Here is a 17,900-nt window from a genome sequence, read left to right as displayed (position 1 = left end):
GCGGGTCAGCTCGCGGGTTCCGTCACGAAGTCGATGAGTTCTTCCACCCGGCCGAGCAGCGCCGGCTCGAGGTCCCGGTAGCTGTGCACCTTGCTCAGGATGTGCTGCCACGCACGCGCGGTGTCGGCCTGAGTCTCGTGCGGCCATCCGAAGGCGCGGCAGATCCCGGTCTTCCAGTCCGTGCCCCGCGGGATCTCGGGCCAGCGCGTGATACCGAGTGCCCGCGGGGTGACGCACTGCCACACGTCGACGAACGGATGCCCGACGATGCGCACATGGCGCCCGTGCGGCCCCCGGGCGACGGCATCCGCGATCCTCGACTCCTTCGAGCCCGGCACGAGGTGGTCGACGAGCACGCCGTAACGCCGCTTCGCGGACGGAGGCTCGTCGGCGAGCAGCTCGTCGAGGAGGTCCACGCCCTGCAGGTACTCGACCACGACGCCCTCGACGCGGAGATCGGCACCCCACACCTTCTCGACGAGCTCCGCGTCGTGCTTGCCCTCGACGAGGATGCGGCTCGGCAACGCGATGCGCGCGCGCTGGTCTCCGACGGCGAAGGACCCGGATGCCGTGCGCTGCGGTGCCTGTGTCTTCGGCACCGGGGGCGCCAGCCGCACAGGCCTGCCCTCGATGAGGAAGCCGCCGCCGAGCGGGAACAGACGCTTGCGGCCCTTCCAGTCCTCGAGTTCGACGTTTCCGCCCTGCACGCGGGTGACCGCTCCGCAGTACCCGTCGTCGGCGACCTCGACGACGAGATCGAGCTCGGCGGGGACCGTCGGCACCTGCTTCGCACCGCGCTCGCGCCAACCCGATGCGAGCACATCCGATCCGTACCTGTCGTCCATGCCTTCCAGCGTATGCGTCTCCGCTGAGGGCGAACGGCGATCCGCTCTCGGATGCTGTCGCGTGTCGGGCTGTGTGAATAGACTCGGGACATGGGGCTCGCCTGCCGGTCGGAGGGAAAACGATGAAGACACGGTGGCTGGCGCTGAGCGCCGCGGTCGTCGCCGTCGCGGCGGGTCTTGTCACTTCCGGGGCCGCCTCCGCGACCGATCCCCTCACGCTCGACTCGGGGTACGTGACCGATGCCGCGGGTGTCCTCAGCGCGAGTGAGAAGGACGCCGTCGAAACGCGGCTCCAGGAGCTCACCGAGAACTCGTCCGCCGATCTCTTCGTCGTCTTCGTCGACGAGTTCACCTCGCCGAACGACCGCGTCGAATGGGCGGACACGACGGCGACGCGCAGCAACCTCGGTCCCGATCAGTACCTGCTCGCGATCGCGACCGATCAGCGCAGCTACTACATCTCTGCGGCCGAGGGCGGGCCGTTGAGCAACTCCCGCCTCGACGACATCGAGCAGGAGATCCAGCCCCTGCTCGCACAGGACGACTGGGACGGAGCGATACTCCTCGCCGCCGACGAGATCCAGGGCGATGGCGGCGCGGGCGCCCTGCAGGCGTTCCTCGTCGTGGCCGGGCTCATCGCTCTCGCTCTCGTGGCGTGGCTGGTCATCGCTCTCGTCCGGCGGAGCCGCCGGGCGGCCGCGATCCGCAAGCGCGGGGCGATGCCGGAGCATCCGGACCCCGCCGACCCGTTCTCGACGCTGACCGATGAGCAGGTGCAGACGCAGGCGGGTTCCGCTCTCGTGCAGGCCGACGACGCCATCACCTCGAGCCGCGAGGAGCTGGGGTTCGCGATCGCGCAGTTCGGTGAGAGCGCGACGGCCGAGTTCACGACCGCCGTCGATCAGGCGAAGGCGAAGCTGTCGGAGGCCTTCGACCTCAAGCAGAAGCTCGATGACGAGATCGAGGACACGGTGCACGAGCAGCGCGCCTGGAACATCCGGATCATCCGGATCGCCGACGAGATCGACGACCTCCTCGACGCGAACACCGAAGCCTTCGACTCCCTCCGCAAGCTCGAGCAGAACGCCCCGCAGGAACTCGAACGCGTGCGTCGCGAGCGCGCCGCACTCGCGCCCGTACTCGCCGGAGCGGCGCCGGCCCTGGCGACGCTCTCGGCGACCTACGCGGCCGAAGCGCTGAGCACCGTCGCCGACAACCCCGCCCAGGCTCAGGAGCGTGCGGGCCTCGCCGACCACGCGATCGAGGCGGCGGGCCAGGCGATCGCGGCCGGCCGCACGGGCGAAGCAGCGTTCGCCATCCGCACGGCCGAGCAATCCGTCGCCCAGGCGACACAACTCGTGCAGGCGATCACGGCGCTCGGCTCGGATCTCGCCGCCGTCGAGACACAGGCGCAGGCGCTCGTGGCCGAGCTGCAGGCCGATGTCGCCGCCGCGCAGCAGCTCCCCGACACCGGCGGAGCACTCTCCGCAGCCGCGTCCACGACCCTGCAGTACCTGCAGGCCGCGCAGGTCGATCTCAGCGGCACCGCGCGCAATCCGCAGCGCGCTTTCGATGCCCTGTCTGCCGCGAACGCCCAGATCGATGCCGCGATCGCGCAGGGGCGCGAGGCGCTCGAGCGCACTCGGCGCGCGGAGCAGATGCTCGAGCAGACCCTGACCCAGGCGGGCTCCGAGATCCGCACCGCCCGGGAGTTCATCGAGACCCGACGCGGAACGGTCGGGTCCACCGCCCGCACCCGCCTCTCGCAGGCCGATGCGAGCCTCACGCAGGCGGTCGCCCTCCGCACCACCTCGCCCGACGCCGCGCTCACCGAGGCCACCCGCGCCCTCGATCTCGCACGACAGGCGATCTCCTCCGCGTCCGCCGACGTGTCCGCCTACGACTCCCGTGGATACGACGGCTGGGGCAGCGGGCCGTTCGGAAACTCCGGGGGCTCCGGCTCGTCCGGTGGTTCCGGCCTCGGTGGCGACATCCTCGGCGGCATCATCGGCGGCCTCCTCGCGGGCGGAGGTGGTGGCAGTCGATCCTCCTCCCGGAGCAGCGGCTGGCGCTCGAGCGGAGGCGGTGGATTCCGCAGCTCCGGCTTCGGGGGCGGCCGCTCCAGCGGCGGGCGCAGCGGCCGCTCGGGAGGTGGGCGCTTCTGAACCTCATAGGCCACTCGACAAGACTTCGATTCCGACCCTCTGAAAGGAACCTCGCATGACCAAGCAGTCCATCTTCGGACGAATCTCGACCCTCGTCCGCGCGAACATCAACTCGCTCCTCGACTCTGCCGAAGACCCGCAGAAGATGATCGATCAGCTCGTGCGCGACTACACGAACAGCATCGCCGATGCCGAGTCCGCGATCGCCGAGACGATCGGCAACCTGCGCCTGCTCGAGCGCGACCACGAAGAAGACGTGCAGTCGGCCACCGAGTGGGGCAACAAGGCCCTCGCTGCCAGCCGCAAGGCCGATGAGATGCGCGGCTCCGGCGACACCGCCGACGCCGACAAGTTCGACAACCTCGCGAAGATCGCGCTGCAGCGTCAAATCAGCGCCGAGCGCGAGGCCCGCGGTGCAGAGCCGCAGATCGCCGCTCAGACCGAGATCGTCGACAAGCTCAAGAGCGGCCTGAACGGCATGAAGGACAAGCTCGGCGAGCTCAAGAACAAGCGCAGCGAGCTTCTCGCACGCGCCAAGGTCGCCGAGGCGCAGACCAAGGTGCAGGACGCCGTCGGATCGATCAACGTGCTCGATCCCACGAGCGAGCTGGGCCGCTTCGAAGACAAGGTCCGCCGTCAGGAGGCCATCGCGCAGGGCAAGATCGAGCTCGCGGCGTCGAGCCTCGACGCCCAGTTCGAGAGCCTCGAGGACCTCGGAGAGCTCACCGAGGTCGAGGCGCGCCTCGCTGAGCTGAAGGCCGGCGGCACCGCTCCCCGTCAGGCCCTCGAAGGCAACTGATCCCCCCGCGGATGCCCCGGACTCGCCGTCCGGGGCATCCGCACTTCCTCTTTCCCGGGAGGCACCCATGGTGCGATTCCTCGTCGTCCCGCAATGGCAGGGATCACCGGCCGCACGCGCGATGCTCCTCGTCGACGGCGCATCGGCCATCGCCGGCGACCTGCCGCGCGCCCGCACGACCACCCTCGACGTGCCGGTCGAAGCCGGCGAGTCGCTGGGGACCGGCGTGCGGCGGCTCAGCGCTCTGCTGCGCACCCGCGAACTGATCCGCGAGCACCTCACCGACGAGTACAGCGTGCTGATCGGTGGAGACTGCAGCATCACGGTCGCCGCCCTCGACGCGCTGCCCGGCGGCACCGACGACCTGGCCGTGGTGTGGTGCGACGCTCACGCCGACCTGAACACGCCGGAGACCTCTCCGTCCGGGGCGTTCTCCGGCATGGCGCTCCGCGCGATCCTGGGCGAGGGAGAGCCGCAACTCGCGCTCACCGCTGCCCTCCCCCGAGAACGCATCGTCACGGTCGGAATGCGTGCCCTCGATGATGCCGAGGTCGACGAGATCTCTTCGTTCGCCCACCTGCAGGTCGCCGACCTCGACGACACGGACGCGCTGCTCGATGCCGTCCGCGCGACCGGCGCCTCACGGGTCTGGGTGCACATCGACGTGGATGTGCTCGATCCCGCCGAGATCACCGGAGTCTCCGATCCCGCGCCGTTCGGCACGACCCCGGCGGCGCTCGCCTCGGCCATCCGCCGACTCCGCGAAGACATCCCGCTCGCGGGTGCCACGATCTCGGGCTTCGCCCCGCGCACCCCCGCCGACGCGGTGGACGACCTCGGTGCGATCCTGCGTCTGATCGGTGCCGTCGCATGACGACGGACTGGAGACCCGCGGCCGAGGAGGCACTGGCCCGCGGCCGACGCTTCGACCGCCGCATCCCCTCCTTCCTCCTCCGCTCCCCCGTGAGCCGGATCGGCTACGCCTGGGGGACGGCCGTGGGATGGCTCTGGGGGTCGCTGTGGAGCACCGGTCCCGTCGAACGCCGCGGCGGACTCTGGATCTTCCGGGGAATGCCCACGTGGACCTTCAACCGCGGCGGCGTGTGCGTCGGAGGATGCTTCCTCACCGGTGACGTGCGTCCGACCGACGCCGTCCTGCGTCACGAGGCGGTCCACAAGGCTCAGTGGCTGCGGTACGGCTTCCTCATGCCGGTGCTGTACTTCGTCGCCGGGCGCGACCCGCTGCGCAACCGCTTCGAGATCGAAGCCGGGCTGGAGGACGGCAACTACGTGCGCCGCTCCCACTGACGGTCAGCGATCGACCGGAACGTTCAGCGATCGATCGGGAGCAGACCGAAGCGCTCGGGAGCGTGGATCGACGTCGCCTCGACCGCGAGGCTCATCGTGAGGTGATCGACGATGTCGGCGGTGCCGAGGTAACCGCCGAGAAGCGTGACCTGGGTGGAGACCTCGTCATCGCAGAGCATCTCGTCGGCCCACGCGCACGTGGCGCGCGCGAGTGCCTGACCCGGGGCGCAGGAACGACCGGAACCCGGAGCACCCGAGCGGTCTGCGCGTGCCAGCCAGGTCACGGTCATGCGTGCCGGCGCGTCGATGACCTGGATATCGGCAGCGGTCGGAACTTCGATGAAGATCCGACCCGATGCGCACAGCGGGAGCGTGGAGAGGAACATCTCGAGGTCGACGAGCGACTTCTCATCGGCCGTCACGAGGTGGTGCGAGCGCTGACGAGCGGCACGGCGCGCTGCGCGTGTGCTGCGGATGTCGAACGAGGTGTCCATGGTTCCTCCATCGTAACACCGATGAAGGCATGCCTAACCTTGCTCCGCGATTCGCCTCACCCGACGGGCTCGACGAGTGCCGCGGTCAGCGCCGCGAGCTCGGCATCCGTCATCCCCTGCGCCCGCAGATAGTCGGCCGCCGACCCCCAGCGCTCGTCGACCATCTCGAGAAGACGGCGCATCACCGGAGCCGGGGACTGCGTCGCGAGAGCGACGGCGTTGACGGCTTCGGGGTGGAGCTCGGTCAGGTATGCGGCGATCCGACGGTTCCGCTCGGGTGGGAGTTGCGACTCGGTCAGCGCATAGTCCTCGATCACCGCCTCGCGATCGGCACCCACGGCCGACAGTGCCAGTGCGACCGTCACCCCTGTGCGGTCCTTGCCGACCGTGCAGTGGACGAGCGTCGGCTCCCCCGCCGCGATGATGCGGATGGCCTCGACGAGCCTCCCACCGCTCTCCTCGAGGAGATGCAGGTAGAGGTCTTCGAGACTCGTGTCGGTCTCGAAGAACGAGCGCACGGACCCCAGGAACAGCGGGAGGTGGGTGGTATCCGGACCGACGATCTCGCTGGGCTCCGCCGCCACCTCCTCGCCGTCGCGCAGATCGACGATGTGCGCGACACGTCCGCGGAGCTCCTCGGCCCCCTTCGCCGTCGCTCCGGAGAGCTGACCGGAGCGCAACAGGATGCCCTGACGGATGCGACCGCCTGCCGCCGGCATCCCGCCGACGTCGCGGACGTTGTTGACGCCGCCGACGTCGAGCACGCTCATGGCCGGGCCTGCGGCGAACGGGCCGGTACGGGGTATCGCCCGGCGACCACGACGCGGTTGAACGCGTTGATCGACACGCACGCCCAGCTCAGGGCTGCGTATTCCTTCTCGGTGAACACGCTGCCGACGCGGTTGTACACCTCGTCGGACACCCCCTCGTCCGAGATGAACGTGAACGCCTCGGCGAGTTCGAGCGCCGCGCGTTCGCGCTCGCTGAACACGCCGCTCTCGCGCCAGGTCGCGATCTGCATCATGGTGTCGGCGTCGATACCGGCAGCCTCGGCACGGTCGACGTGGATGCGTGTGCAGTAGGCGCAGCCGTTCAGCTGCGAGCAGTGGATCATGACGAGCTCCTTGAGACGATCGTCGATGCCATTGGCGGCGCAGATCTCTCCGACGGTGCGGGAGAACGCATCGAGGGCCTGGTAGGCGGTCGGCTCGGTCTTGGAGAGGTGCACTCGCGTCTCGCTCATGACTCCATGATATTCGGCTGTCGGTGTCGGACGGCCGACGCATTCCGTCATCAAGAAATGCACAACGCCAATCCCATCCGCCGTTGATTGAACTTTTAGACAAGCCCGAGAGCGTTCTAGATGCTCACTTTGATCCGCCATTTCGCGATGCCTGCTCCAGGGGCGCAGAATATGGGCGTGGCGATCGACATCAGCGAGTTCAGCTATCTTCCCGCGCAGGCCGAGGCGCTCGGCCTCCCCGTTCCTCCGGTCGAACGGCTCACCCTCCCCCTGCCGGATGGCCGCACGGTCAGCGCACTGCGCTTCGGGACGGAACCCGCCCGTGTGACGCTGCTGCACGGTGCCGGTCTGAACGCGCACACCTGGGACACCACAGCGCTCGCCCTCGGCACCCCGCTCCTCGCGATCGACCTCGCCGGGCACGGAGACTCGTCCTGGCGCGACGACCTCGACTACACGCCGCGCACCCTCGCCGTCGACGTGGCCGCGGCGCTCGATGCCTGGACCGACGTACCGCAGATCGTCGTCGGACAGTCCCTGGGCGGCCTGACCGGCGCGGCGCTGGCGGCGAGCCGCGCCGATCTCGTCGCCGAGCTCATCGTCGTCGACATCACCCCCGGCATCGACACCTCCGCCGGTCCCGCGGCCCTCCGCGAGTTCTATGCCGGGCCCGTGGACTTCGCGACCCGCGATGAACTCGTCGACAAGGCGATCGCGCTCGGGTTCGGCGGTACACGCCCCGAGACCGAGCGAGGTGTGTTCCTGAACACCCGCGTGCGACCGGACGGACGCATCGAGTGGAAGCACCATTTCGCGCACCTCGCCGCGCAGGCTCTCGCATCCCACGCCCCGGGCACCCCGGCGGCACCGTCCGTCCTGCACGAGACGGGATGGGACGACCTCGCCGCCGTCCGCGCTCCCCTGACCGTGATCCGGGCGACGCGGGGATTCGTCAGCGAAGCGGATGCCGATGACCTGCAGCGCCGCATCCCGACCGCACGCGTCGTGGTGTTCGATGCCACCCACAACGTTCAGGAGACCGCTCCCGTCGAGCTCGCCGAGTTCGTCGCCGCAGCCTCCGCGTCGGTGTGAAACGGAATGTGACGTCGCGTTCCACACCGCACCCTTCGATTTCTCGCTCATCCCTAGGCTCGTTCAACCGGCACACAGCACCTGCCGCACCGAGAGGAAACCATCATGTTCCGACGCTCCCGACGCGTAGCGCTCATCTCCGCGCTCGCCGCCACCGCTGTCATCCTCAGCGCGTGCTCCGGCAGTCCGCAGCCCGCCGCCACCTCGACCGGTGAGGTCGACCCCGACGCGACCCTCCACGTGGGTCTCGTGCTCGAGCCGACCAACCTCGACATCCGGCACACCAGTGGCGCGGCACTCGAGCAGATCCTCATCGACAACATCTACGAGGGCTTGGTCACCCGTACCCAGGACAACGAGATCGAGGCGCGCATCGCCTCGGACTACTCGGTCTCCGACGACGGCCTGACCTACTCGTTCACGCTCAACGACGGAGTGATCTTCCACGACGGCTCGCCCCTGACGTCGGCCGATGTCGTCGCGTCGTACGAGCAGGTGCGCACCGACGAGACCATCCAGGGCAACGCGGAGTTCGCCTCGGTCTCCTCGATCACCGCGCCCGACGAGAAGACCGTCGAGATCGTGCTCTCCGAGCCGAACCAGAACTTCCTCTTCGCCCTGACCGGTCCCGCCGGCCTGGTGTTCAAGAGCGGCGACACCACCGACCTGCAGACGGCGGAGAACGGCACCGGACCCTTCACCCTCACCCGCTGGAACAAGGGCAGCACGATCACGTTCGCGCGCAGCGACGCCTACTGGGGCGAGCCCGCCGGCGTCGCGTCGGTCGAGTTCCAGTACATCCCCGACTTCACCGCGGGTGTGAACGCCGCGATCGCGGGCGACGTCGACGTGCTGACCGCCGTCGACCCGAACCTCGCGTCGCAGCTCGAGGACTCGGGCGACTTCACCCTCACCACGGGTCGTACGACCGACAAGGCCACGCTCGCGTTCAACAACGCGAAGGCGCCGCTCGACGACGTTCGCGTGCGCGAGGCGCTGCGCCTGGCGATCGACCACGACGCGCTCATCGAGGCGGCCGGCGCGGGCACCCCGCTCTACGGACCGATCCCCGAGCTCGACCCGGGCTACGAAGACCTCTCCGATGTCGTCTCCTACGACCCCGAGCGCGCGAAGGAACTCCTGGCGGAGGCCGGGCAGGAGGATCTCGAGCTGACCCTCACGATCCCCTCGTTCTACGGCACCACCGTGCCGAAGGTGCTCATCTCGGACTTCGCGAAGGTGGGCGTCACCCTCGACGTCGACTCGGTCGAGTTCGCCACCTGGCTCGAAGACGTCTACACGAACCACGACTACGACCTCAGCTACGTGCTGCACGTCGAGCCGCGTGACTTCGGCAACTTCGCGAACCCGGACTACTACTTCGGGTACGACAACGCCGAGGTGCAGAGCCTCTACGCCGAGGCCCTCGCCGAGGTCGACCCCGACAAGTCCGCCGATCTCCTCGCCCAGGCGGCGCGGATCGTCTCGGAGGACCACGCGGCCGACTGGCTGTACAACGGCCAGACGATCACGGCGGTCGCGCCGATCGTCACCGGCTTCCCCGAGGACTCGATCAACTCGCGCATCAACCTGGCCGGCGTGACGGTCTCGTCCGCCGAGTAGGCGGCGGTCTCGTCCTCCGTGATCCGTTACGCGCTCGTTCGAGGAGCCCTGCTCATCGCAGGGCTCCTCGTCGCGAGCGCCCTCATCTTCCTCACCCTGCGCGTCTTCCCGGGTGATGTCGCCCAGCTCATCGCCGGCACCCAGGCATCGCCGGCCGAGGTCGAAGCGCTGCGCGAATCGCTCGGCCTGAACCGGCCGCTCCTGTCGCAGTACATCGACTGGATCGGAGGCATCTTCCGCGGAGACCTCGGCACGTCACTGCTCTCCGGCGCCTCGGTCGGCGATGAGCTCCTGCTCAAGGCGCAGGTCACGGTGCCGCTCGGGCTGATGTCGCTCCTCATCGCCGTCGTGATCGCGATCCCCTTCGGCATCCTCGCCGCGCTGGCTCGCGGACGGCGCGCAGGCACCGCGCTGAGTGTCGGCGCGCAGACCCTCGCCGCCGTACCCGTCGTCTGGGCCGGCATGATGCTCATCGTCGTCTTCTCGGTCTGGCTCGGGTGGTTGCCCCCGCAGGGCTTCCCCCGCACCGGGTGGAGCACGCCCGGCGAGGCCATCGAGGCGCTCCTCCTGCCAGCTCTCACGATCGGGATCGTGGAGGGTGCCATGCTCATGCGCTTCGTGCGCAGTGCGACCCTGCAGGCGGCCGGCCAGGACTTCGTCCGCACGGCGGCGGCCAAGGGACTCACGCGTACGCAGGCGCTGATCCGACACGGCATCCCCGCCGTCGGGCTGTCGATCATCACGGTGCTCGGCCTGCAGGTCGCCGGCATCATCGTGGGCTCCGTCGTGATCGAACAGCTGTTCACCCTCCCGGGCATCGGACGGATGCTGGTGGCGGACGTCGGCACCCGCGACCTCATCAAGGTGCAGAGCGAGCTCCTCGTGCTCACCGGCTTCGTGCTCGTGATCGGATTCCTGGTCGACCTGCTCCACCGTACGATCGACCCGCGCCAGAGGGAGGCATGATGGCTCCGCTGTGGCTCCGCCGCCTGTGGGCGACCCCGACGGGCGCCTTCGGCCTGATCGTCGTCGCCCTCATCGGCCTGACAGCCCTCGTCGGGCTGTTCTGGACGCCGTTCGACCCGCAATCCTCGACCATCAGCGACCGGTGGCTCGGTCCGAGCTGGCCGCACCTCCTGGGCACCGACGACACCGGGCGCGACATCCTGAGCCTCATCATGGCGGGGGCGCGCACGACGGTGTTCGTCAGCATCGGTGCCGGAGTCGTCGCCACCGTCGTCGGCATCGCCCTCGCCGCGCTCGGCGCCCTCACCGCCCGGTGGCTGCGCGAGACGATCGCGGTTCTGGTCGACATCCTGATCGCCTTCCCGGTGCTCCTGATCGCGATGATGATCTCCTCGGTCTGGGGCGGCTCCCTCTGGGTCGTGATCTGGGCCGTGGGCATCGGCTTCGGCGTGAACATCGCGCGCGTCACCCGCCCCGAGCTGCGGAGGGTGCAGCAGAGCGACTTCATCCTCGCGGCGAAGGCATCCGGCCTCACTCCCGCGCAGAGCCTGCTGCGCCACCTCCTCCCCAACGTCGCTCCGGTGTTCATCGTGCAGCTGTCGTGGTCGATGGCCGTCGCCGTGCTGGCCGAAGCCGGACTGTCGTACCTCGGCTTCGGCGCGTCGGTCGTCGAGCCCAGCTGGGGCCTGCTGCTCGCCGACCTGCAGCGCTACATCGGCGTGCACCCGCTCTCGGTGATCTGGCCGGGTCTCACGATCACCCTCACCGTCCTCGCCCTGAATCTCCTCGGCGACGCCCTGCGCGAAGCCACCGACCCCACGCTGCGCCACCGCCGCGCCGAGACGCACACCCCCGGAGTGGTCGCATGAGCCTCGTCGTCGAAGACCTGACCGTCGAGATCGACGGGCGTCGCGTCGTCGACGGCGTCTCGTTCGAGGTCGCGGACGGCGCCCGTCTGGGCCTGATCGGCGAGTCCGGGTCGGGCAAATCACTCACCGCTCTCGCGATCCTCGGGCTCCTGCCCGACGGCGCGACGGCGGCGGGCAGCATCCGCTGGAACGGCACGGAACTGGTCGGGATGCCGGACCGCGAGCTCGCCCGACTGCGCGGTGACGAGATCGGCATCGTGTTCCAGGAGCCGCGCACCGCCCTCAATCCGATCCGCACGGTCGGTCGGCAGATCGCCGAGGCGATCCGCATCCACGAGGGCATCGGGCGACGCGAAGCGCGCGCACGCGCGGTTCAGGAAGCCGCCCGCGTGCGGCTCCCCGATCCGGAGTCGATCGTCGATCGCTACCCGCACCAGCTCTCCGGCGGCCAGCGCCAGCGCGTCGCGATCGCGATGGCACTCGCCTGCCGCCCGCGCGTGCTCATCGCCGACGAGCCGACCACGGCGCTCGACGTCACGATCCAGTCCGAGATCCTGGCGCTCCTGCTGCACCTCGTCGAGGACGAGGGCATGTCGCTCGTCTTCATCACCCACGACCTCGCCGTCCTCGCACAGGTCGCCACCGAAGGCGTGGTTCTCGAACACGGGCGCGTCGTCGAGTCCGCTCCGGTCTCGACGTTGCTCACCGCACCGAGCTCGCCGATCACGCAGGGGCTGCTCCGCGATGCGACGGCGACGCTGTGGCGCCCGGACGGAGGCATCGCATGAGTCTCGTCGAAGCGCGTGGGCTGACCCGCGAGTTCATCGTCCCGAAGCGCTCGCCCCTCGAGCGCACACGTCGGCAGACGGCGCTCGAGCCGACCGACCTCGACATCATCGAGGGCTCGTCCGTCGGGATCATCGGCGAGTCCGGTTCGGGGAAATCGACACTGGTGCGCCTGCTGCTGGGCCTCGACAGACCGACATCGGGGACGGTGACCGTCGGCGGACGGCGCGTGGACGCGTCGGCATCCGCGACGTCCCTCCGGTGGCTGCGCCGACAGACGGGACTCGTCTTCCAGGACCCCTACGCCTCCCTCGACCCGCGCATGACCGCCGGGCAGATCGTTCGCGAGCCGCTGTGGGCCCTCGGCATCGACGGCGATCATCGGGCGCGTGTGCGCGAGGTGCTCGCCCGGGTCGGGCTGGAGCCCGATGCCGGCGACAGATATCCACACGAGTTCTCCGGCGGGCAGCGACAACGCATCGCGTTGGCTCGTGCGATCGTGCACGGCCCCCGCATCCTCATCGGCGACGAGCCGCTCTCGGCCCTCGACGTGACGGTACGGGCGCAGATCCTCGAGCTCCTCGTCGATCTGCGACGGACGACCGACCTCACCCTCGTGCTCGTCTCGCACGACATCGGTGTGGTGCAGAACCTCAGCGACACCGTGGTGGTGATGAAGGACGGCCGGATCGTCGAGCGCGGCACGACCGGCGACGTGCTCCTGCGCCCGCAGCACGACTACACGAAGGCTCTGCTGGCCGCGATCCCGGTCATCCCGCGCGATCAGTGACCGCGACCGGAGGCCAGGAACCGACGGCGGCGCGCGACCGGTCTCAGCGCGCGCTTCATGTACACGGTGCCGAGCTCACGACCGAACTTGTGGCCGACCCGGGCCATGCGCCCCGCCTCCACGAAACCGAGGCGAGCGTGCAGACGGATCGACGCCTCGGCACCGCTGTCGCTGATGACCGCGACCATCTCGCGGATGCCGAACTGCTCGCAGGCGTCGATCAGCGCCTGGAGCAGCGCGCCACCGAGGCCCTTTCCGCCGGCGCCAGGGCCGAGGTAGATCGAGTCCTCGACCGTGTAGCGATAGGCGTTCTTGCCCGCCCAGGGCTGCGCGAGCGCATAGCCGATGACCACCCCGGAAGGTGACACCGCGACGAGGAACGGGAGCCCGAGCCGATCCAGCAGGGCGAACTTGTCGCGCCAGTACGGGATGCTGCTGCTCTTCTCGTCGAGCGTGACGGCGGAGTTGCTCACGAAGTGGTTGTAGATCTCGCGCACGGAGGGCAGATCACCGGGGCGGGCGGGACGGATCGTGTACGAGAAGATCTCGGGGGCCGCCGCAGGACGCAGGTGGCGCGGAAGGATGCGGCGTCGGTCCCCCGGTTCGAACTGCATGCGCTCAGCTTAGGGATCCGGGGCGTTCGCCCTCTACCCGCCAGTCGATCGGCGCCGCTCCCAGGCCCTCGAGCAGCTCGTTCGCGCGGGAGAACGGGCGGGACCCGAAGAAACCGCGACGCGCCGACAGCGGCGAGGGGTGGGCCGACGCGATGACCGGCGTCACCCCCAGGAGCGGACGCAGGTTCTCGGCGTCCTTGCCCCATAGGATCGCGACGAGCGGGCGGTCGCGCGCGACGAGCGCCCGGATCGCGGCTTCGGTGACTTTCTCCCACCCCCACCGCCGGTGCGAGCCCGCCACGCCCGGCTGCACGGTCAGCACCCGGTTGAGCAGCAGCACCCCCTGATCGCTCCACGCCGAGAGGTCGCCGTGCGGCGCGGGCGGGATGCCGAGATCGCTCTCCCGCTCGCGGTAGATGTTGGCGAGGCTGCGCGGCAGCGGCCGCACGTCGCGGTCGACCGCGAACGAGAGTCCGATCGGATGACCGGGGGTCGGATAGGGATCCTGACCGGTGATGAGAACCCGCACATCGGCGAGCGGTCGCCGGAACGCCCGGAGCACGTTCGCGCCGTCCGGAAGGTATCCACGCCCCGCCTGCACCTCGCCGCGCAGACGCTCGCCCAGGGCGGTGATGTCGTGCTGCACGGGCGCGAGCGCCTCCGCCCATCCCGGGTCGATCTCGCCATCCGCGGCGAGCTCGGCGAGGGTGCGGGCCATCGTCATTCGGCGGAGCGCACGCGCAGCGGTCCGCGCGCCAGCAGGTGCTGAGCCGACTGCGCGACCGGACGCATCGTGACGAGGTCAAGGTTCACGTGCCCCGGCGCATCGAGCGCGTAGGCGATGACGTCGGCGACGTCTCCGGCGACGAGCGGAGCCTCGACTCCGGCGTAGACGGCTTCGGCGGCGACGGAGTCCCCGCCGAGACGGTTGAGGGTGAACTCCTCGGTGTGCACCATTCCCGGTGCGACCTCGACCACGCGGATCGGCTCGCCGTTCAGCTCCTGACGGAGCACCCGGACGAGCATCGCCTCGGCGGCCTTCGCCGCGTTGTACCCGGCTCCGCCCGCGTACGCGGTCTGGGCCGCCGTCGACGTCACGAACACCGTGTCGGCGTGGCCGTCGGCTGCTGCGGCGCGGCGCAACAGCGGAAGCAGGCCCTTCACGAGCCGCTGCGTCGAGAGCACGTTCGCCTCGAACATCCACTGCCAGTCCTCGACCGAGCCATCCTCGATGCGGTCGGTCCCGCGCGCTCCCCCGGCCACCTGCACGAGCGCGTGCACGGGGCCGCTGGCCTCCAGCTCGGCGATGAGGGCATCGACGGCGGCGGAGTCGGTCAGGTCGCAGGCGATGGCGGATGCCCCGGTCTCGGCCACGAGGGTGGTGAGACGATCCTCCCGCCGGGCGACGCCCACGACGTCCCATCCGCGCGAGCGGAGCTCCCGCACCGTCGCCGCCCCGATCCCCGAGCTCGCTCCCGTCACAACTGCACGTCTGTTCACCATGCCTCCACCGTACGATGTTCCGCGGTTTTTCGCCGATCGGGACTGTTACGTCACATTTCCCACTCTTTGTTGACAGGAGGGAATATTCCGTACTCTCGCTGAAACGGCATCCGCCATCCGCTCATCGATCGTTCCAGGGGGAACAACATGTCCGCACCCGAGACCTGGCGTTTCGAGACCAAGCAGATCCACTCCGGCGCTGCGCCCGACCCGGTGACGAAGGCACGTGCCACGCCGATCTACCAGACCACGTCGTACGTGTTCGACAGCGCAGACCACGCGGCGAACCTCTTCGCCCTGGCCGAGTTCGGCAACATCTACACCCGCATCCAGAACCCGACGCAGGACGTCCTCGAGCAGCGCCTCGCGGCCCTCGAGGGAGGCACGGGAGCACTGGTGCTCTCAAGCGGCCAGGCGGCATCGACCTTCGCGATCCTGAACATCGCCGAGGCCGGCGACCACTTCGTCGCCTCGAGCTCGATCTACGGCGGCACCTACAACCTCTTCAAGTACACGCTCGCCAAGCTCGGCATCGAGGTCACGTTCGTCGAGAACCAGGACGACCCCGAGGAGTGGCGCCGCGCCGTCCGCCCGAACACCAAGCTGTTCTTCGCCGAGACGATCGGCAACCCACAGATCAACGTCCTCGACATCCGCGCCGTCGCCGACGTCGCCCACGCCAGCGGTGTGCCGCTCATCGTCGACAACACGATCGCCACCCCGTACCTGATCCGTCCGTTCGAGCACGGCGCCGACATCGTGATCCACTCGGTCACCAAGTTCCTCGGCGGCCACGGCACGACGATCGGCGGCGTGATCATCGACGGCGGTTCGTTCGAGTGGTCGAAGAACGTCGAGAAGTTCCCGGGGCTCACCGTTCCGGACCCCTCGTACCACGGGGCCAGCTACACGACCGCGGTCGGCGACCCGCTCGCGTACATCATCAAGGCCCGCGTGCAGCTGCTCCGCGACCTCGGATCCGCGATCGCCCCGCAGAGCGCGTGGAACCTGATCCAGGGCGTCGAGACGCTGTCGCTGCGCATCGAGCGCCACGTGCAGAACGCGCAGGAGATCGCCGAGTGGCTCGACGGACGCGATGACGTCGCGACCGTCAACTACTCGGGGCTGCCGTCCTCCCCCTGGTACGCCAAGGCCAACGAGTACGCGCCCAAGGGCGTCGGAGCGGTGCTGTCGTTCGAGCTGAAGGGCGGTGTCGAGGCGGGTCGCGAGTTCGTGAACAGCCTCTCGCTGTTCAGCCACCTGGCGAACATCGGCGACGTGCGCTCGCTCGTCATCCACCCGGCATCGACCACTCACGCGCAGCTCAGCCCCGAGCAGCAGCTCACGGCGGGCGTCACGCCCGGCCTCGTGCGCCTCTCGGTCGGCATCGAGAACGTCGACGACCTCAAGGCCGACCTCGACCAGGCCCTGGCCGCTGCCCGTCGCGTCTCGGAGGCCGCTCGCGCCTGACGATTCGTCCACCACGGATGCCTCGGACTCCCGGAGTCCGGGGCATCCGTGTCTTCCGGCGGCGTAACGTTCGCCGCTCGACCCGCAGGTCACGCGAGAATGGAAGCATGGACTGGCAGACGACCTCTGAAGACACGGTGCCCTCGGCGCTCGTGACGGAGGCCGACGTCCGGCTGCTCCGCGCGCGACCTCCGGCGACCGGCGCCTGGCGCGACGGCGATCCGGTGGGCGGACGCCGCTTCTCTCGGTCCGGCGCGTTCCGGACCGAGAGCGGGGCCGAGCTCCCCAGCATCCGCATCGCCTACGAGTCCTGGGGCGAGCTGAACGCCGCCGGCGACAACGCGGTGCTCGTGCTGCACGCCCTCACCGGCGACAGCCACGTGCGCGGCGAGGCCGGTGCGGGGCATCCGACCGCCGGATGGTGGGAAGAGCTCACCGGTCCCGGTGCGCCCCTCGACACCGACCGCTGGTTCGTCGTCGCCCCCAACATGCTCGGTGGCTGCCAGGGCTCGACCGGGCCCGCGAGCGTCGCCCCCGACGGCTACGAATGGGCCTCGCGCTTCCCGTACCTGACGATCCGCGATCAGGTCGCCGCTCAGGTGCGCCTCGCCGATGCCCTGGGCATCGACACGTGGGCCGCGGTCATCGGCGGCTCGATGGGCGGTATGCACGCGCTCGAGTGGGCGGTGACGCATCCGGAACGGGTCGAACGGCTCGCCGTGCTCTCGTCGCCTCCCGTGACCACCGCCGACCAGATCGCGCTCAACACCGTGCAGCTCGAGACGATCCGCATGGATCCGCGGTTCCAGGGCGGCGAGTACTACGACCTCGGCGACGGCGACGGCCCGCACCGGGGTCTGGCCCTCGCCCGACGGATGGCTCTGCTGAACTACCGCAGCCCGATCGAGCTCAATCAGCGGTTCCAGCGCTCCTGGCAGTCGGGGGTCTCACCGCTCGGGCACGGCGGGCGCTTCGCCGTCGAGTCGTACCTCGACTTCCACGGCAACAAGTTCACGCGCCGCTTCGACGCGAACAGCTACATCACGCTCGTCGAGGCCATGAACTCGCACGACGTCGGGCGCGACCGCGGCGGCGTGGAGGAGGCTCTGCGCACCGTGACCGCGACGACGCTCGTGCTGGGGATCGACAGCGACCGCCTCTTCCCGGTCGATGGCCAGCACCGCATCGCCCGGAGCATCCCGAACACCCTCGACGGCCACGACGCGGTCGTGCTGAACAGCGACTTCGGGCACGACGGGTTCCTCATCGAGAACGAGGCCGTGGGCGCTCACCTGCGGCGACTGCTCGACAGCTGACACCCCGACGGCTCACT

The 17,900-nt window shown here is 69.6% G+C and carries 19 protein-coding genes; 12 read left to right on the top strand and 7 right to left on the bottom strand.

Translation table 11 applies throughout. From position 1 onward, the window contains the following. Positions 1-5 precede the first annotated feature (5 nt). On the bottom strand, positions 6-845 hold the full coding sequence (locus ACZ5Y9_RS07830) for a DUF3097 domain-containing protein (protein WP_404596591.1): 840 nt from the start codon (positions 843-845) through the stop codon (positions 6-8). Positions 846-967: 122 nt separating this feature from the next. On the opposite strand from ACZ5Y9_RS07830, the gene ACZ5Y9_RS07825 reads away from it, so the two are divergent. From ACZ5Y9_RS07825 to ACZ5Y9_RS07810, 4 genes are all read left to right on the top strand, one after another. After that, positions 968-3,010, top strand: coding sequence for a TPM domain-containing protein (locus ACZ5Y9_RS07825; protein ID WP_464472706.1), 2,043 nt, complete (start codon positions 968-970; stop codon positions 3,008-3,010). Positions 3,011-3,065: 55 nt separating this feature from the next. Continuing rightward, positions 3,066-3,809, top strand: a complete 744-nt coding sequence (locus ACZ5Y9_RS07820; protein WP_247622817.1) for a PspA/IM30 family protein — start codon at positions 3,066-3,068, stop codon at positions 3,807-3,809. A gap of 67 nt (positions 3,810-3,876) precedes the next feature. Beyond that, positions 3,877-4,683 carry an arginase family protein gene (locus ACZ5Y9_RS07815; protein WP_247622818.1) on the top strand — a complete coding sequence of 269 codons (807 nt, stop codon included), beginning with the start codon at positions 3,877-3,879 and terminating at the stop codon, positions 4,681-4,683. Then, on the top strand, positions 4,680-5,117 hold the full coding sequence (locus tag ACZ5Y9_RS07810; protein ID WP_464472705.1) for a Fe-S oxidoreductase: 438 nt from the start codon (positions 4,680-4,682) through the stop codon (positions 5,115-5,117). The genes ACZ5Y9_RS07815 and ACZ5Y9_RS07810 overlap by 4 nt, the downstream gene beginning before the upstream one ends. Positions 5,118-5,140: 23 nt before the next feature. On the opposite strand, the gene ACZ5Y9_RS07805 is transcribed toward ACZ5Y9_RS07810, so the two are convergent. Genes ACZ5Y9_RS07805 through ACZ5Y9_RS07795 form a run of 3 tightly spaced genes read right to left on the bottom strand, consistent with a single transcriptional unit; the run spans position 5,141 to position 6,854 of the window. Next, positions 5,141-5,611 (bottom strand): SIP domain-containing protein, encoded by a 471-nt coding sequence (locus ACZ5Y9_RS07805; protein WP_464472704.1) that lies wholly within the window; start codon positions 5,609-5,611, stop codon positions 5,141-5,143. 56 nt (positions 5,612-5,667) lie between these two features. Then, positions 5,668-6,381 carry a tyrosine-protein phosphatase gene (locus ACZ5Y9_RS07800; protein ID WP_247622821.1) on the bottom strand — a complete coding sequence of 238 codons (714 nt, stop codon included), beginning with the start codon at positions 6,379-6,381 and terminating at the stop codon, positions 5,668-5,670. Continuing rightward, the gene (locus ACZ5Y9_RS07795; protein WP_440746771.1) at positions 6,378-6,854 is read right to left on the bottom strand and encodes a carboxymuconolactone decarboxylase family protein; all 477 of its coding nucleotides are present in this window, start codon (positions 6,852-6,854) and stop codon (positions 6,378-6,380) included. Before ACZ5Y9_RS07795 ends, ACZ5Y9_RS07800 begins: the two co-directional genes overlap by 4 nt. Before the next feature lie 171 nt (positions 6,855-7,025). On the opposite strand from ACZ5Y9_RS07795, the gene ACZ5Y9_RS07790 reads away from it, so the two are divergent. The 6 genes from ACZ5Y9_RS07790 to ACZ5Y9_RS07765 all read left to right on the top strand — a co-directional run bounded on the left by ACZ5Y9_RS07790 (position 7,026) and on the right by ACZ5Y9_RS07765 (position 12,980). Then, positions 7,026-7,946: an alpha/beta fold hydrolase gene (locus ACZ5Y9_RS07790; protein WP_464472703.1), complete on the top strand. Its 921-nt coding sequence runs from the start codon at positions 7,026-7,028 to the stop codon at positions 7,944-7,946. A gap of 105 nt (positions 7,947-8,051) precedes the next feature. Then, positions 8,052-9,569, top strand: coding sequence for an ABC transporter substrate-binding protein (locus ACZ5Y9_RS07785; protein ID WP_464472702.1), 1,518 nt, complete (start codon positions 8,052-8,054; stop codon positions 9,567-9,569). Positions 9,570-9,587: 18 nt separating this feature from the next. Beyond that, positions 9,588-10,535: an ABC transporter permease gene (locus ACZ5Y9_RS07780; protein WP_247622825.1), complete on the top strand. Its 948-nt coding sequence runs from the start codon at positions 9,588-9,590 to the stop codon at positions 10,533-10,535. Beyond that, a complete protein-coding gene (locus ACZ5Y9_RS07775) occupies positions 10,532-11,404 on the top strand; it encodes an ABC transporter permease (protein ID WP_464472701.1) in 873 nt (290 codons plus the stop codon). The genes ACZ5Y9_RS07780 and ACZ5Y9_RS07775 overlap by 4 nt, the downstream gene beginning before the upstream one ends. After that, a complete protein-coding gene (locus ACZ5Y9_RS07770; protein WP_247622827.1) occupies positions 11,401-12,192 on the top strand; it encodes an ABC transporter ATP-binding protein in 792 nt (263 codons plus the stop codon). Before ACZ5Y9_RS07775 ends, ACZ5Y9_RS07770 begins: the two co-directional genes overlap by 4 nt. Continuing rightward, entirely contained in the window at positions 12,189-12,980 is a 792-nt protein-coding gene (locus ACZ5Y9_RS07765) for an ABC transporter ATP-binding protein (protein ID WP_464472700.1), read from the top strand. Before ACZ5Y9_RS07770 ends, ACZ5Y9_RS07765 begins: the two co-directional genes overlap by 4 nt. On the opposite strand, the gene ACZ5Y9_RS07760 is transcribed toward ACZ5Y9_RS07765, so the two are convergent. From ACZ5Y9_RS07760 to ACZ5Y9_RS07750, 3 genes are read right to left on the bottom strand one after another with little or no spacing between them, the layout of a single operon-like run. Further along, positions 12,974-13,594 (bottom strand): GNAT family N-acetyltransferase, encoded by a 621-nt coding sequence (locus tag ACZ5Y9_RS07760; RefSeq protein ID WP_247622829.1) that lies wholly within the window; start codon positions 13,592-13,594, stop codon positions 12,974-12,976. The two genes, ACZ5Y9_RS07765 and ACZ5Y9_RS07760, sit on opposite strands and share 7 nt — an antisense overlap. A gap of 4 nt (positions 13,595-13,598) precedes the next feature. After that, positions 13,599-14,312, bottom strand: a complete 714-nt coding sequence (locus ACZ5Y9_RS07755) for a uracil-DNA glycosylase (RefSeq protein WP_464472699.1) — start codon at positions 14,310-14,312, stop codon at positions 13,599-13,601. Between the two features lie 2 nt (positions 14,313-14,314). Then, the gene (locus ACZ5Y9_RS07750) at positions 14,315-15,097 is read right to left on the bottom strand and encodes an SDR family oxidoreductase (RefSeq protein ID WP_464472698.1); all 783 of its coding nucleotides are present in this window, start codon (positions 15,095-15,097) and stop codon (positions 14,315-14,317) included. Positions 15,098-15,244: 147 nt separating this feature from the next. Between ACZ5Y9_RS07750 and ACZ5Y9_RS07745 the strand changes: the two genes are divergently transcribed. After that, positions 15,245-16,567, top strand: coding sequence for a bifunctional o-acetylhomoserine/o-acetylserine sulfhydrylase (locus ACZ5Y9_RS07745; RefSeq protein ID WP_247622831.1), 1,323 nt, complete (start codon positions 15,245-15,247; stop codon positions 16,565-16,567). A gap of 107 nt (positions 16,568-16,674) precedes the next feature. Beyond that, positions 16,675-17,883, top strand: coding sequence for a homoserine O-acetyltransferase MetX (metX, locus tag ACZ5Y9_RS07740; protein WP_464472697.1), 1,209 nt, complete (start codon positions 16,675-16,677; stop codon positions 17,881-17,883). The last annotated feature ends 17 nt before the right edge of the window (positions 17,884-17,900 follow it).

This window comes from Microbacterium sp. T3-8, assembly GCF_055398145.1.
This window is presented reverse-complemented; position numbering and strand designations above follow the sequence as displayed.